The organism is Mucilaginibacter sp. P2_A4, assembly GCF_056405015.1.
The window spans coordinates 31,924-47,596 of the sequence record NZ_JBFUCX010000021.1 but is presented as its reverse complement, the minus strand read 5'-3'; the positions used below and the strand labels follow the sequence as shown (position 1 = coordinate 47,596).

8 protein-coding genes are annotated in these 15,673 nt (G+C 41.1%); 1 reads left to right on the top strand and 7 read right to left on the bottom strand.

Going from position 1 to position 15,673, the window contains the following annotated elements:
* Nucleotides 1–6: 6 nt before the first annotated feature.
* The 7 genes from AC1DYB_RS27745 to AC1DYB_RS27715 all read right to left on the bottom strand — a co-directional run bounded on the left by AC1DYB_RS27745 (nucleotide 7) and on the right by AC1DYB_RS27715 (nucleotide 14,173).
* Entirely contained in the window at nucleotides 7–1,917 is a 1,911-nt protein-coding gene (locus AC1DYB_RS27745) for a RagB/SusD family nutrient uptake outer membrane protein (RefSeq protein WP_477439810.1), read from the bottom strand.
* A 25-nt stretch (nucleotides 1,918–1,942) separates the two neighbouring features.
* Nucleotides 1,943–5,134 (bottom strand): SusC/RagA family TonB-linked outer membrane protein, encoded by a 3,192-nt coding sequence (locus AC1DYB_RS27740; protein ID WP_477439808.1) that lies wholly within the window; start codon nucleotides 5,132–5,134, stop codon nucleotides 1,943–1,945.
* Nucleotides 5,135–5,795: 661 nt separating this feature from the next.
* Nucleotides 5,796–6,833, bottom strand: coding sequence for an aldose epimerase family protein (locus tag AC1DYB_RS27735; protein WP_477439806.1), 1,038 nt, complete (start codon nucleotides 6,831–6,833; stop codon nucleotides 5,796–5,798).
* Nucleotides 6,834–6,902: 69 nt separating this feature from the next.
* Nucleotides 6,903–7,043, bottom strand: coding sequence for an AraC family transcriptional regulator (locus AC1DYB_RS27730; protein ID WP_477439888.1), 141 nt, complete (start codon nucleotides 7,041–7,043; stop codon nucleotides 6,903–6,905).
* 119 nt (nucleotides 7,044–7,162) lie between these two features.
* Nucleotides 7,163–10,501 carry a DUF5107 domain-containing protein gene (locus AC1DYB_RS27725; protein ID WP_477439804.1) on the bottom strand — a complete coding sequence of 1,113 codons (3,339 nt, stop codon included), beginning with the start codon at nucleotides 10,499–10,501 and terminating at the stop codon, nucleotides 7,163–7,165.
* A 15-nt stretch (nucleotides 10,502–10,516) separates the two neighbouring features.
* Nucleotides 10,517–11,860 carry a sugar porter family MFS transporter gene (locus AC1DYB_RS27720; RefSeq protein WP_477439802.1) on the bottom strand — a complete coding sequence of 448 codons (1,344 nt, stop codon included), beginning with the start codon at nucleotides 11,858–11,860 and terminating at the stop codon, nucleotides 10,517–10,519.
* 57 nt (nucleotides 11,861–11,917) lie between these two features.
* Nucleotides 11,918–14,173, bottom strand: a complete 2,256-nt coding sequence (locus AC1DYB_RS27715; protein ID WP_477439800.1) for a hypothetical protein — start codon at nucleotides 14,171–14,173, stop codon at nucleotides 11,918–11,920.
* 376 nt (nucleotides 14,174–14,549) lie between these two features.
* Here AC1DYB_RS27715 and AC1DYB_RS27710 point away from each other — a divergent pair, with 376 nt between their 5' ends.
* Nucleotides 14,550–15,455 (top strand): AraC family transcriptional regulator, encoded by a 906-nt coding sequence (locus tag AC1DYB_RS27710; RefSeq protein ID WP_477439798.1) that lies wholly within the window; start codon nucleotides 14,550–14,552, stop codon nucleotides 15,453–15,455.
* Nucleotides 15,456–15,673 lie beyond the last annotated feature (218 nt).

The window sequence follows — 15,673 nt, the reverse complement described above, 5'->3', positions numbered from 1 at the left end:
ATACGCCTACCAGTAAGGGTTTTGGGTAAGATTTTCATTAACGATAACATCTGTTGTGCTTATAGGCCACAGGTAATCTTTTAATCCAAATAGCGGTAATACTACCGTTTGCGGGCGGTAATAATTAACAGAGTTACCCTCGTTAATATTCCAGCCTTGCAATGGTTTGCTCAATACATCCTGTAACTCTTTCCACCTGCGCAGATCCCAGCCTATCTGGCCTTCAAAGCTTAGCTCAATTCGTCTTTCCTGGTGAATTATCTGGCGTAAACCTTCTTTTGTATTAGGTTTATCCGGCGTTTTTGAATAGGTTGACCATGACGCCTGTACGCCGCCTAAGCCTGCCCTGTTACGTACTTTATCTATATAAGTAAGTACTTCCTGTGTTGGACCGGATGCCTCGTTCAACGTTTCGGCATATAGCAGGTATAAACCTGATAAACGGATCAACGGCATATGGAAAGCAATAGGCTGAAAGCTATCATCCATTACAGACTGATAGTTAGCCAGTTTTTTAGGCCAGTAACCTGTAATATTGGTGGAGTTAAAACTCTTTGGGCCCGATACTGCAAAAGGTCCGCGGGCTTGCACGTAGTAAGCCTTATCTTCATCAACCACTCCATTACCAAACCAGATACCACCATCAAAACCGATGCTTGCATAAAACCGTTGCTCGCGGTTAAAGTGCAGTTTGGCTGTTTCGTAGCCCTGTTTAATATAATGCTTGTTGGCATCATCACCGGTTTGTGGTGTAAAACGACCTGCATAATCAAATGTCTTATCTTCATTTATAGGCACGCCATTGTTGGTATAAAACAAATCACCTTCTGAAATAGGCACCGCCCAGTTTGAAGGATAGGTATTTGCCATACTAACAGATTTTGAGGTAAGTTTTGGTATGGTATAACCCTGGTAATCAAAACCATAATTTAAGGCCCATACCAACTCCGGGTTTTGTTCCCATTTTTCTGTAACTGCAGATTGTAGTGTCAATATCTTCTTCAGTTCATCAGATACATTACCTATACCGGTTGTTGGCGCTGTATTGTACAGGTGTATGCCCTGTGCCTCACACTCGGTGATAGCTGCTTTACAGGCATCGGCTGCTTTTTGCCATTTGGTAGCATCATAGGTAGTTGCAAAAAGGTTTTTACCATCATGATCTTTAAAGCTTACGTAATCGGGGTTACCGTTAAATAACGGACTGGCCTCTGTTGTTAAAACCTCGGCTTTTACAGACATGGCTATGAATTTGGTAATACGACCAAACTCTTTTGCCTGGTTTTCAATTACCGGCGGCAAATCGGGTATTGCCTCATCAAGTAATGATATTACATAAGCGAATGCTTCATCTGTTGATGCTCTTTTGCGTTTTAATGATTCTGGCGGCGCGTCAATCGGGAAACTATCTTTGATTAAGATAGTTGGTCCGTACATCCTGATCAGGTAATACTCATAGTACGCTTTCAGGAATTTAACTTCTGCAATCCATCTCTTTTTTTCAGATGCACTAAGGTCAATCGGCTTATCAATGTTCTCGAGCATGATATTACACCGCCTTAAACCCTGGAAAATATTTACACTGCCAACATTACCACCCCAGTAATTAAGTACCGGGTTGCCGGTGCTTTGTACTCCTCTTATCAGGTTAAAACCTGCCTGGTCAAAGAAGTTAGTAATTAAATTATTGGGGTAAATAATTTCTGCCGAAGTAGTGAAACCTGCGTTGTAAATAACGTTTGATGTTTGCTGCATGGTTGAGTAGCAACCAAAAAGATAATTTTCAGCTTCATTTCTGTTTCTAAAGGCATAATCAAGAGTACCCACATTATCGGGGGCTACATCAAGGTATTTTTTACACGACAGGCCATTGAAACAAAGCACCGCGAGTAATATAAATTTATAATATGATCTCATATCGTCTGTTTTAAGCTGTTTATGATTATAAATTCACGTTAAGGCCAACATTGAAAACTTTTTGTATCGGGTAACCAAAACCATTTCCTGCCTGCTCCGGATCCCACATTTTGAAGGGGCTCCAGGTTAGTAAATTCAACCCGTTAAAGTAAATCCTCATGTTAGTTACCTTCAATGATTTTGATATCCGGGCTGGTAAGGTATAGCCTACCTCCAATGATTTTAACCGCAGGAAGCTGGCATCGCGCAGCCACCATGTGCTTGGCTGTAAGTTGTTTTCAATCACTTTGTTTGATACACCCAGCCTTGGATAGGCGGCATACAGATCCTGGTGTTCCTCGGACCAGTGACTATCTGCAAAGCCCTGTAAAACCTGGGTATTACCGTACACATAAGGATCAGGACTTGGGATGAAAGGGCTCACCTTTCTTGGGTCAACAAAGAAAGATACCCTTGCCTGTCCCTGGAAAAATGCAGAAAGATCAAAGCCTTTGAAACCTGTAGAGAAACCAAAACCGTAAACAATCTCCGGCGTTTGCGGGTAGCCTATAAATGCCTGGTCAAGATTATCTATCTTTCCATCGTTATTTAAATCCCTGTATTTAATATCGCCACCCTGCGGGGCAATACCATTATCGCTAAACCTTTGGGTTGGCGAGTTTTTGGCTTCCTGATCATCAACAAACAACCTTTCGGCTATGTAGCCATAACCGCGGCTTATTGGCTGACCAATAAAATGCCTCCATGGCTCTTTGTAATTAGGCTCTTCAATATAAGTGTACTTATTAGTTGAGTAGGTAAGGTTACCTCTGAAAGATGCCCACAGGCTATTACTAAAGTTTTGTTTAAAATCTGCAGAAAGGTCGATACCTTTTGAGTCTGCTACGCCTAAGTTTGAGCTGATAGGTGACTCAAAGCCTTCACTTGAAGGCACATAACGTTCACGCAATATATCATACCGGTGATTTTTGTAAAACTCGGCAACAACGTTAAGATTTTTTAACACGGTAAACTCAACTGCCAAATTGGTTTGCCTTGATGTTTCCCAGGTAATGTTCCTGTTTTCGTAGCTGTTGATAAACACCCCTTTTCGTTCGTAAGAGTTAGCAAAACCAAACTGCGAATAGTTAGGACCATCCTTTAGGTTAACATCAGATAAATAGAAGAAACGTTGTGAACCGATGGCATCATTACCCACCAAACCAAAACTGCCACGAATTTTTAAGCGGTCGATAATGCCTGGATTCCACCAGCTTTCATTAGATAATACCCATGATGCACCAATGGTTGGGAAAAAGCCATATCTGTGATTTTCTGAGAAACGTTCAGAACCATTGTAGCCAAAGTTTCCTTCAATAAAGTACCGGCTTTTATAATTATATGTTAACCTGCCGGCTAAACCTAAGTTTCTGAAAGGCAAAGAATACTGCAGGGTTGTGATGTGTAGTTTTGGATCCTGCGCACTTGAATAAACGGTTTGCTGCGCTGTACCTATTAATGTAGCATTAATATTATGATCGCCAAGCTGCTTGCTATAATCAAGGGCTGTTTGTAAATAAAAGAAAGTATCTGCATTTGGCTCATTTTTACTGTAAGACAGGTATTCCTGTGCTACATTGTAGCCCGTAGGCTGTGGATTAAGCCAGGTTAGGGTATACTTATCTGTTGGCTTATCATATGAACCTATGTTGTAATAAAAGGGATTATAAGCCAGCTGCGAATCAAAATATGAATGCCTGTTGGTATTAAATATCGATCTGAATTTTAATCCGTTGGTTAAAAAATTCAGGTTTTGATTTAACTCCAATTGCGCCGACATCCTGGAATCTGACGAGTTTTTATGCCCGCGTAATAAAGCCGCATAGGGGTTATTATACAATATGCTATTGCTGCTTGTACCATCGGCCGTACCCACGTTTCCAAATAAAATGTGCTGCGCGTTGGCGTTTGCATCATCGGCCGGGAAATAGGCCGGGAAAAGAACCGGGCTTGTATGGATAGCTACATTGTACAAATCAGAAGCGAAGGATCCATCAGTGGTGATAGGACCATTATATTCGCTAAAGTTGCCCGATAACCTTACAACAAGCTCGGTAGTTTTGGTAATATTTATATTGATGTTTGAGCGTAACTGATAGTTCCTGAACTTAACGTTGTTATTGTTGTTATTGTGAATATCTGATTTTAATACGCCATTATCAACATTATAAGTACCTGTAATGTAATACCGGGCTAAAGCGTTACCACCGTTAATACTTAAATTGTTACGTTGTGTTGTTGCTGTCTTTTTAAACAGCATATTCAACCAATCAACAGCAGGATACACGTATTGGTTGCTGCCCGGACCTCCGTTAATGGTATTTTGGGTATTATTTATTTGACTCTGCGAAAATGGCAAAGGCAGTTTTGGATCACGCGTTAATGAAGCCTCGTTATACAGATTCATGTATTGAATAGGATCAACCAAATCCAACGTTTTAGTTGACTGCGAAGAAGAATACTCCGAACGGAAATTAATTTTGGCGGGGCCTACTTTACCCTCTTTTGTGGCCACCAATATTACACCATTGGCACCCCTTGCACCGTAAAGCGCTGTAGCACTCGCGTCTTTTAATATCGAAAAGCTGGCGATGTCATCTACCTGCAAACGTGCAAGATCATTGGCCGATAGCTCCACGTTATCTATCAGGATAAGCGGATCTTGCTTGTAACCAAATGTGGTTACCCCACGCACAAAGAATGAGGCGTTATCCTGCCCCGGCTGTCCACTCCGTTGATAGGCTATAATACCCGCAGCCTGGCCTGCAAGGGCAGTGGTAAGGTTACTTGAGGGGATGCGTAATTCGCCAGGCTTAATACTGGTTACTGATCCTACCAAAGCTTCTTTACGTTCCTTTTTACCGTATGCGGTAATTACTACCTCATCGGCTATTAGTTTATCCTCTTTAAGGATTACGGTAAACACCTTGTTTGTTGCCGAAACTGTAAATGTTTGCGGCTTAAAGCCAACAAACGACACTCTTATTACAGCGCCGTCGTTAACGTCAAGAATAAACCTTCCGTTTTCATCAGTAACGGTACCTACTTTGGCATTGTTCACTACAGCAACAGTTACCCCTGGTAACTTTATTTTTGTAGTATCAACTACCAAACCTGTAACTGTAATTTTTGATTGTGAATAGGCGGCACAATAAAACAATGATAATATAAAAAGCATTAAACAACGTCGCAGGTAAAATTGCATGGGCTTTTTACTAAATGTGTAAGGTTGTTTCATAAAATTGGATTCATAAAAATTATTTTAATCAATTGGTTTTAATCAAATCGGCTTATTAATAATCCGCAGGACTATTGAGGGAATTATGAGCTACAGATACTTGTTGATTTATTTGGGCTTTAATAATAAACGCGGGGAATTTCTTCATCAAAATGCATAACTATCCCCTAAAGGTTAGCCAAAAGCGCCACGTACCTTATTATTTATAATTGATTGTCCTGTTTTCCCCCTTAAGGTTAAGAGTCAAAATCTTTACATACTTTATGGGTTTAGTTAATAATTGGTATTGTAAATGTAGGTGCCGGGAGTGCATCAAAAAATGGATAAACTTTCAAAAAAGATGGATAATTTTCTGATTATTTCGGTCAAAGTTGTTTTATCCATCAACAAGGTTATTTATAATTACACAGGCGAAAAAATTTATTTGCAGATAGATTATTGCTGAGGCGGAATTTGGCGATTGAATTTTTGTCCATCAATTTATTAACGCATAACCGCAACGGATCATCCATTTATCGCACAACAACAATCACTATTGCAGATAAAAGGGTAGCTACCGTGTAAAGTACAGGCATTAATCATTGATGATCTACTCAAACGCTTAAACCGTGCCGAATTTATAGACGATGGTTTCCTGGTACACATCGCCGGGCAGTAATATTGTTGAAGGGAAATTGGCATGATTAGGACTATCCGGATAATACTGACATTCAAGGCATAGTCCATCAAAGGGTTGGTATGGGCGTAACAAGTTGCCATGGGGCTTACAATCAAGGTAATCGCCAGTATAAACCATCACCGAAGGGTAAGTTGTAAACACCTCCAGCTTCCTGCCCGATGTGTTTTCAGTAAGTTTTGCCGCAGGTTTAAGCACATTATTATTGGCGTTTTTCAAAATGTAGCAGTCATTAAAACCCGTTTTTACACCGCCAGCTATCATTTTACCCAGTATGATCTCGCCTGTTAAAGCCTTATTACCAGCTGCTTTTATCTCGCCCGTAGGGATATAGGCCGCATCGACTTCTAACAAGGTATCAGCATAAACTTTAAGAGAATGGTCAAATATCCCGTCCCCTTTTGCTGATAGATTAAAATAAGCGTGATTAGTGAAATTAGCTACTGTTTTTTTATCAGAAGTAGCTTGATAGCTGATATACAATTCATTATTATCAGTCCATCTGTAATTTACTGCCAGATGAAGATTACCGGGGTATCCTCCATCACCATCAGCACTCTGCAGGGCAAAAGATATACCCTCATCAGTTACTTGATGATCAAAAACCTTAGCGTGAAAACCGGCAAAGCCACCATGATTGGAGTTAGCATCGTCATTGACGTCCAACTTATAAATGACACCATCCATTGTGAATTTAGCCCCCCCTGTTCTGTTGGCAAAACGCCCTATAGTTGCGCCCATATAGCATTCATCAGCTATATAACCGGCTAATGATGTATAGCCTAAAACCACGTTATCGTATTTATGTTGATTATCCGGCACTACGGCAGAAACTAATGTTGCGCCATAGTTTGTAAGTTCGATGTATGCTCCATTGGCATTTTCAAACTTAAAAAGATAAACTTTAGAGCCAAAATATTCGCCCCATTCCCGGCACGATACCTTAGTTTGGCTTTTGTTCATGATTTTGTGATGTTATAGGTTAAGATAGATTATATTATTGTTAAAACGACAAATATTAAACACAAACTTTCAGCTTGCTATTTCTTTACATGAAGGTTTATTTTTTCGTGTCAATTTGTATTTAGATGGCGAGACGCCGGTTACTTTGCTAAACAGCCGCGAAAAACAATACTGATCATCAAAGCCAAGTTCGGCGCCTATAGTTTTGATGTTTTTATCAGTAAAATATATCCTGGCTTGAGTCGTGATTTATTTAGGCTGAAGCATAAGCTTAATAAGCCGGGTAAATGTTTGCCACATCAACCCGGCTGAATATTGTAAACCCTTTATTAATAATTGGATACGTTTAATTGCTGCCTTGCCATCTCCAGGTGAGATTTAGCCCCGGCATGCATAGCATCAAAATCAATCACTTTGATAAACATCGCTTGTGCGGCCTCAAAGTTACCCAGCCCCAACATACCCAAGCCCTGTAAAAAGTAAGTATGAACGCGGTTGCGCATATCCAGGTCATCATCAAAAATCAATAAGTTGGGTAGTGATACTGCGAAGTAATCTATCTTCACCACATCGTTTTCATGGGCTTTACCATAGGCAAGCAGTTTGTTAAATATTTGCGTGGCTCTTTCTTTATCGCCCAATTTTTCCCAGCTTAAACCCTGGTAAAAAATCTTGTCGGGCTGCTGATCATTGTAAAACACAGCTGCAGATGGTTCATCCAAACCAATTGTTGATTGTTTATAATACTCATTTGCGGCGTCAGTTTGGTTTAAGCCTTCATAAGCGCAACCCAACCAATAATCAATATCGTTTTCCTGTGTGCCATACAATTTTCCTTCTCCCAAATTATGAGGATAGCTTTTTGCCGCGTTGAGATTGGCAATGGCTTTATCATATTCGCCTTCGCCCAGGTATTTTTTGGCTAATTGCACCATACTAAATACATACTGACCAGAAGCTTTGCCTTCGCCACCCTCCCATGGATGAAACTGACGCTCCATCAATAAACCAAGTGCTTTTTCATATTCGCCTGCCAAATTAAGCAGGGTAACTCTTTCCAGGTAAACATCGTCACGCTGCAAAGCTACTTCCAGGTTATTTTCTAAAAATTCCGAACGTTTCTCTGTAGGATAGTTCAGTCTTTTATACAGCTGATCCAACTCCATCAAAACCCTTGCATCAGTAGTATCCAGGTAAAATGCCTTTTCAAAATAAGCAAGCGCTTTTACCTGGTCATTTTGCTTGTTGAAATAAGCTATAGCCAAATTCCTGAAAACAGTAGGGAAAGTTTCATCCAGCTTTGCCGACGTTTCCCAGTAACTTACCGCTTCATCATACTGGCGCTTATCATAAAATAGGTTACCCAAATAGTAAGGAGCTTTGGCATCTGCAGCATCCACTTCAATAGCAAGCTGCAATATATTCACCTCATCCAGTCGGTTAGGGAAGCACAGGTAAGAATCGGCGGCAGCAGCCTTTTCAAACCATTTTTTAGCATCATCCAACAAACCACTTTTATGGCTGAAATATCCAAGGCTATAATAAACCATTGGGTTATTGCCCTTTTCTTTTAATGCCAGTTTCAGTAACTCACCGGCTTCAATGTATAACCCCGCAGCGGCATAATCCAACGCGTATTCTATAAAATTCTGATCATCATTTCTTGAGAGTGCTACCAACTTATCAAGGCATTTTTCTACTTGCTCTACGTCACCTGCCTGTTTATATACTTGTATTTTTTCAAAAATAGCACCAAGATTAAAGCCGTCCCTATCCAAAGCCACATCAACAAATTGAAGGGCCACATCAAACTGCATAAGTTTACGCAGTGCGGCCGCAGCTATCACGTATGCCTTGCTGTTATTGGCGTTTCTATCCAATGATTGGGTAATGTGGTCCAAAGCCAATGAAAAATGACCGCGGGCCATATCTATCTGCGCTACCGCAAAAAAGCCGGTATCCTTCCAGGCATTGCTCCAGGTAGATTTATAAAATACAGTATAAGCCTCATCTGCACGGTCCAAATATTTGAGACATAAACCCAAATTGTAATATGGTTCGCTATCGTAAGGATTAGGGTTGCGCTGAATACTGGTTTCTACCGCTTTTCTTAAAAACGGTCCGGCTTTCGCGAACTGGCCTTTGCGGATATACCATTTACCCAATGCGTTGTTATTACGAATATCTGTAGGCTCACGGCGCAATGCTTCCTCATAATATGGCACCGGGCTATAGGTAGCGTGACGATATTGCTCCAGGTGCTGGGCGGTTAAAAATAACTGCTCAACACTCTCTACTGCTTCGGGCTGCAAAGCGGGTTTGGCCGCGGTTGGCAATTCGTTTTGTTTGTTTTTGGCAGGCTCGTATCTTAATACTTCCTGTTTATTGTCATTAGTGATGATGAGCAGCAACTCATTTTCGTTCACATCAGCCGTTAGTTCCTGTACAAAAACATTTTCGGGAGTGATAGTTGTGCTTTGCTTAAATAACTCCTCGCCTTGATGAGTCAGGCTGATATTCAGGTTTGGCTGTACCGAAGTTACCTGCATTTTAATGGTTACCCTGTCGCCTGTTTTGCTTAAGGCCAATAAAATATCTTTCGATGCATTTTTCACCATACCCAATTCCCTGTACGGCAAAAAGTACTGGGTAAATGTTTTTTCTTCGTAAGGCATCAGCCAGCTAAAATCGGGCTGATTATCGGTGAATACACCGGTCATCAGCTCAATGTACGGACCATCCTCATCAGTAAGATTTCTGTCCCAGGCCTGGCCAAAGTCACTATGACCCCAGGTCCATTGTTTTTTACCGGGCGATACATGATGATTAGCCACGTGCAACAGGCCCGCCTGTGAGTCATGCTCATATCCACCCACAAAATCATAATCAGAATTGATAGCCATGTATGAGGTTGGCACAGGTATGTTTTTATACATCGAGATATCTGTACCCGGCGAATAATCAACCTTATAATAGGTGCCGGTAGCTATCGGGAAATCAGACACATCGCGTTTGCCATGGTCAAATACGGCGTTCACATCAGGCGGAAATACAGATTGATAATAATCATTCACCTTAACAGCCGGATTTGCCCACCATAAAAAAGTTTGCGGCAGCGCCGAGCGGTTAAACAGCTTTGCTTTTATTTCGATATAAGCAGTATCGGGGTGCAAGGTAAAGCCCGCCATCCCCTTGGTATGGAACATGCGCTCCACCTCGTTAACCCAAACAGTTTTGCTGCCATCTGCGTGCTCTTCCAGCTTATAATCAACCGGATCAAAGGTGCTTGGGCGGTGATGCTGGGGCCAGTTAAACTCAATACCACCAGAGATCCATGGACCAGTTAAACCCACCAACGCGGGCTTAATTACCTGGTTGTGATAAATAAAATGCCTTTGTTTTATTTTATCAAAAGCCGTTTGGATACGACCGCCCAACTGGGGCAATATCATCACCTTCAGATACTTATTTTCAAGGAAAAGACCCGTATATTCCTTGTCTTCTTTTTCATCGGCAATTTTTTCAATTACCGGGTTTGGATAAACCACCCCACTACTGCCCTGGTATACCCGTTTTTCAAAAAACATAGGGTTTTTATCTGGCTTGCCAACACTATAGGTGGGGATAATTACTTTCTCTTCCCAAACGGAAACAGTTGAATTTTGCATACTAACTATGTATTATTAATGTCTTATTAAATTGTCTTCTAATTCCTCTAAAGTTTGACCTTTTGTTTCCTTTACCCTGGCTTTTACAAACAGAAAGCCACCAAAACAAATTGCCGCATACAGGTAAAATGGCCCGTAAGCACCTAATATTTTTGCAAGGATTGGGAAGGTAAAAACGAGTATAAAGTAAGCTCCCCATAACGAAACGATGGCTACAGATGAAGCTACCCCACGGATTTTATTAGGAAATATCTCCGAAATTAATACCCAGGTTACAGGTGCCAACGAAATTGCATAGGTGCTGATAGCCAGCAATACAAATATGGATACCAACCCTGCCGGGAAGTGATTTTGCAGCAGGAACGCCAGTACAATGTAAAGGACAGATAACCCCAGTGAACCCCATAACATTAATGGGCGACGGCCAAGTTTATCAACCTGCCACATGGCCAGCAAAGTAAATACCAGGTTCACCACGCCTATAGCAACGGTTTCAAACAATTGCCGGTTAAGGTTTGCTCCTACCGATTCAAATATGGTTGAGGTGTAATTAAATACCACATTGATACCGCAAAACTGCTGAAACACAGCCAGCGTGATACCCACAACAACCGCAGGGCGAACGGCCTTTTCAAACACCATTGCATAGGATTGCTTTGTTGCCCCAATCAGTGATTTTTCAACAGCTTTAAAGGTGGCATCTGCAAAATCCGGAGATCCTATTTTATTCAATATCACTTTTGCTTTATCCATCTGACCGGATTTCATCAACCACCGTGGACTTTCGGGTAGCCAGGTAACCCCAATGAGGAATACGGCAGAAGGCACAGCCCCCAAACCAAACATCCAACGCCATGAATCGGCCCCGTGATCGGCCAAAAAATAGTTGACCAGGTTGGTAATAAGTATCCCTATAACCACTGTAAGTTGATTGATGGCCACATTACGCCCCCTAACCTCGGCAGGTGAAACCTCGGCAATGTACATTGGGCAAAGCATAGAGGCCATACCTACACCTATCCCGGCTGCAAAACGCAGTATTAAAAAGTAAGTTAGCGTAGCCGAAAACGCTATCCCGATAGATGATATAGCGAAAATTAAAGCAGCTATGATCAACCCAGGTTTGCGGCCATAGCGGTCGGCAATGTTTCCTGCAAACAGGCAGCCAACTATACAGCCCAGGGCCAGCGAGCCGGTCAAAAAACCTTCCCATACGGGGGTAAGTGCAAATTGTGTGCGCAAAAAAGGCAATGCGCCGGATATCACCGCAAAATCAAACCCGAAAAGGTATCCCCCGAGGGCCGAAATAAAGGAGATGCCGATAATGTAACTACTGTTAAAGCTTTTTGAACTACTCATTTTTTAGGTTGTATGTATTAATTGGGATAGGCATAATATCGAATTTATTTTCAATGGTCAATTTATTGGTACAAGTTTTATTAATATCGCATCGGCCGGGGCCGCGCTTAAGGTAACTTCGGGTACATCGGCCTTTAATTCGCCAATAACAGCATTTGATAAAAAGTCTCTTAACTCATATTTTTTATGCGCATCAAGATGCAGGGCTTCTCTGCTAAGTACCTGCTTAAAATCGTTTTTTAGGTCGAAATTAAACAAGGCCAACATGGTGTTATCACCGGGTAAGTAAAATGATAGTTGCTGATCAAATGTTTCACCATCAGCAGTTTTTAGTGGGATGAACGCTTTGGGATCGCTAAAAAAAGCAGCGATATTTTTATTGTTTAAAAACTCCTGTGCCCGATAGGCGGCAAGCGGGTTCCTAAAATCAGATCCATCGCCCAGGATGCTCCCCATCACCATCATGGCATATAAGCGCACCTTTATTTCCTGTTCGTTAAGATCCGGATTTCTCTGGAAGTTTTTCATGATGCTTACATCCAGGTTGGTATACGGGAACAAAGTACCCTGAACCCAGCCCATATGTGATCCTGTGGCTAATGATGATTCGGTACTCCCCCAACCCGGAAAACCCTTTTGATCATCGCGTAAGTGCGAATACACATCGGTAGATACAAAACGGGTATGTGCATATTGGTGCGGAAAAAGCGGCGAAATGGCCTGCGTGATAAAAATATCTTTACCCATAACGGAATCAACCAAATGTCTTAGCGTTTTCATCCCATAGTTATAGGCCTGCATTCCGGTACGTACATTTACATCGTAGCGCCTTGTTGTTTCCAGCGAGCCGGCTGTAAGAAAATCAATCTTTAAAAATTTAGCGTTGATAGCTTTGGCCTTTTTTAGTTGCTGAATGATGTACAAACGGATGGCAGGATGGGTTGGATCCATAGCGTATGCGCCCCATTTACCATCTTTGTACATGATAGGCTTGCCCTCTTTATCATGCAGTAAAACATCTTTTAAATCATAATTAGAACCGGGTACCTTTTTACCGTTAATATCATCTTTCCAGGCCCACATGGCAAAAGGGATAAAATAAAAACCCATTTGCTGGCCATTTTTTGCACCATACTCGCCTATAGATTTTAAAACTTCGGTTGAGTAAATTCCCTGGTCGTATGAATCGATGCTCAATACCGGTTTTGAATACTTGCTGAAATTGGGCATAGAATGTATAAAATCCGAGATCTGCTCTAATGCAGGGGGCATCATTACTCCCTCATAACCCAATACGCCTTCCACACCAAAGCTATTCCAGTAAACCGGCGCATAGCCTTTCCAGGTTTGCTTGCCATTGATGATTGAGTTTACACGGCCATAATCTAAAAACGCGTCGTGTACATTGGCCAATCCGCATAAATAAATAGTTGGGGAGCTTACCGTTTTACCCTGCATAGTACCATGTTCTGTATGATCATGCGTGCCATCCAAACCACCATATGCCGACTTTAAAGATGGATTATCAGCTGTAGCTACGCCACCAAAAACCTTTAACGAATCAACATAGCCCAGTTGGGTACCTGTTTGATAAGCTAAGCCTGTTTTCCAGAAATCATGGTTCACGCTACCTATAACCAAGCCGGAATTTTTCAACTGATCATAAATGGCTACAAATTCATAGCTGATGCCTGCATTTTGGGGTGAGTTTGCTTTGGGCCAGCTTCTTTCTAATGTTGGCGTCCAGTCGTCATTATCAAACGGAACATCCAGGATGCGGGGCTCGGTGCCGGGGATAAACAGTTTGCCTTTATAGGCCGGAAGGATAGCTATAGGGCTGATATCCCTGGTCTCGATGGGTTTATCTGTACTTGTAGCACTTACATTGATCAATGCATACGGCCTGTTTTCATATAGCGTAAAGCGTTGTATCAAAACAATTTTATGGTTACCATCACTATGCTTTACGGTAAGACTGACGCCTTTGCCAACGTTATCATTGATTTGTGCAACTTCACAATTATGCGATGAGAAATCGGCAGTTGAAAAATTACGGGAATTTAAATCCGATACATAAGCAACGGTATTATTCATCCGCATCCCATTGGCAAATAAATAATTCACCGTACCTGTAAGTTTATCAACGCTGATTTTCAATTGCGGGTTGCTGATAGTAGTGTTATCCGCGCTTTTTTTAATTGGCTGCGCATATAGTACACTTCCCGATATTGTTAAGATAAGCGCGGCAACAAAACGGTTTAGTTTTATCCAGCTTAATTTGTACGTGCTAACTGGTAAGTTAAAGTGCTGCATTTAGTTTAGTTATGTTCTATTATTGATGTCTTTATTTAAAGCTTTCCAAGCTGTGCTTATCCCTTAGTTTCGCTGCTATCGCCCTGTGAAAAACAAAGCTCAAATTCCCGTTTAATCAAAAAAAGGAAAAATCAGGAAGCATTAAATGTTGACTGTATCACTAATTGGTTGCGATGTAAATCTCATGGATTAAATGAGATAATAAAATAGGTAATATTATGATAATGATGGACTTTATTACGACAGGAAGCTAAAAGTTTATTTGCAACTTATATACCTTATATGATGGTATTTTAAGATTTTTTATGAATGTTTGTATTTCAGGGATAACCAATTAATCTAAAGATTAAAATACAATAGCATTCATAGTGAAAAAATGATCAAAAATACTGTTCTAAGGCGAAGAGATGGTTTTGAGGGGCAAAAGCTTATTGTATTGCCTAAAAAGATCATTACCAATTTTTTAAGCAAAGACCTGGTGACCAAACAGATCTACATCACTGATATTGGATACTACCCCAAAGCAAAGCACCACTACGCCGAGCGCCCCAATGGAATAAATCAGCATATCATTATTTATTGTACCGAGGGTTATGGCTGGCTGGAGATCAATAAGAAAAAAGTGGAGGTATCACCTTCGCAATTTATTGCTATACCTGCCAATACGCCACATAAGTATGCAGCCAACATGGATAAACCATGGACAATATACTGGATACATTTTAAAGGCGAAATAGCCGCATTTATAGTGGAACTGATCCTGAAGAACTCTGAAAATTACAAGCCGTACCTATCTTTTAATGAAGACCGCATAAAGCTGTTCCAGGATATATGCTTTAACCTGGAGAAAGGCTACAGCAGCGATGCCTTGCGCTACGTAAACATGATATTTTCGCACTTTTTGTCGTCATTGATCTATGAGGATAAGTTTAACCATGTTGATGATAAGCCGGCAGATGATGATATTGTGGAAAAGACCATCGCCTACATGCAGGAAAACATCAATACTATGATTAGGCTGGATGATCTTTCCAGCTATGCAAAATTATCCACCTCACACTATTCGGCTATTTTCAGGGCTAAAACAGGTTATTCGCCAATAGAGTATTTTAACCAGTTAAAAGTTCAAAAGGCTTGCCAGTATATTTCATTTACATCCATGTCTATCAAAAACATCGCACTAAGTTTGGGGGTAGAGGATCAATATTATTTTTCAAGAATGTTTACTAAGTTGATGGGAAGCTCGCCTAACGAATACAGAAAGAAGGTTAAAGCAAGCTAAAAGGGAAAAGGCTAAAAGCTAAAGGCGGAAAGCCGAAAAGCTAAAAGCAAAAAGCTGAAAGCCCAAAGCTTTGAAATCAACCTGGTCCAATATATTAATATAGCATGCGGCTTTTTGCTTTCAGCTTTTTGCCTTAAGCATCCCCCCTATTTGAATTTCGCAAACATTGGATTGATGTATGCAAACCGCCCGGTATTTTACCATATAGCTTTGTGCTA

What these genes read in the sequence shown, in the direction of transcription:
- AC1DYB_RS27745 (WP_477439810.1), bottom strand. Translation starts at nt 1,917, where the DNA reads ATGAGATCATATTATAAATTTATATTACTCGCGGTGCTTTGTTTCAAT.
- AC1DYB_RS27740 (WP_477439808.1), bottom strand. Translation starts at nt 5,134, where the DNA reads ATGCTTTTTATATTATCATTGTTTTATTGTGCCGCCTATTCACAATCA.
- AC1DYB_RS27735 (WP_477439806.1), bottom strand. Translation starts at nt 6,833, where the DNA reads ATGAACAAAAGCCAAACTAAGGTATCGTGCCGGGAATGGGGCGAATAT.
- AC1DYB_RS27725 (WP_477439804.1), bottom strand. Translation starts at nt 10,501, where the DNA reads ATGCAAAATTCAACTGTTTCCGTTTGGGAAGAGAAAGTAATTATCCCC.
- AC1DYB_RS27720 (WP_477439802.1), bottom strand. Translation starts at nt 11,860, where the DNA reads ATGAGTAGTTCAAAAAGCTTTAACAGTAGTTACATTATCGGCATCTCC.
- AC1DYB_RS27715 (WP_477439800.1), bottom strand. Translation starts at nt 14,173, where the DNA reads ATGCAGCACTTTAACTTACCAGTTAGCACGTACAAATTAAGCTGGATA.
- AC1DYB_RS27710 (WP_477439798.1), top strand. Translation starts at nt 14,550, where the DNA reads ATGATCAAAAATACTGTTCTAAGGCGAAGAGATGGTTTTGAGGGGCAA.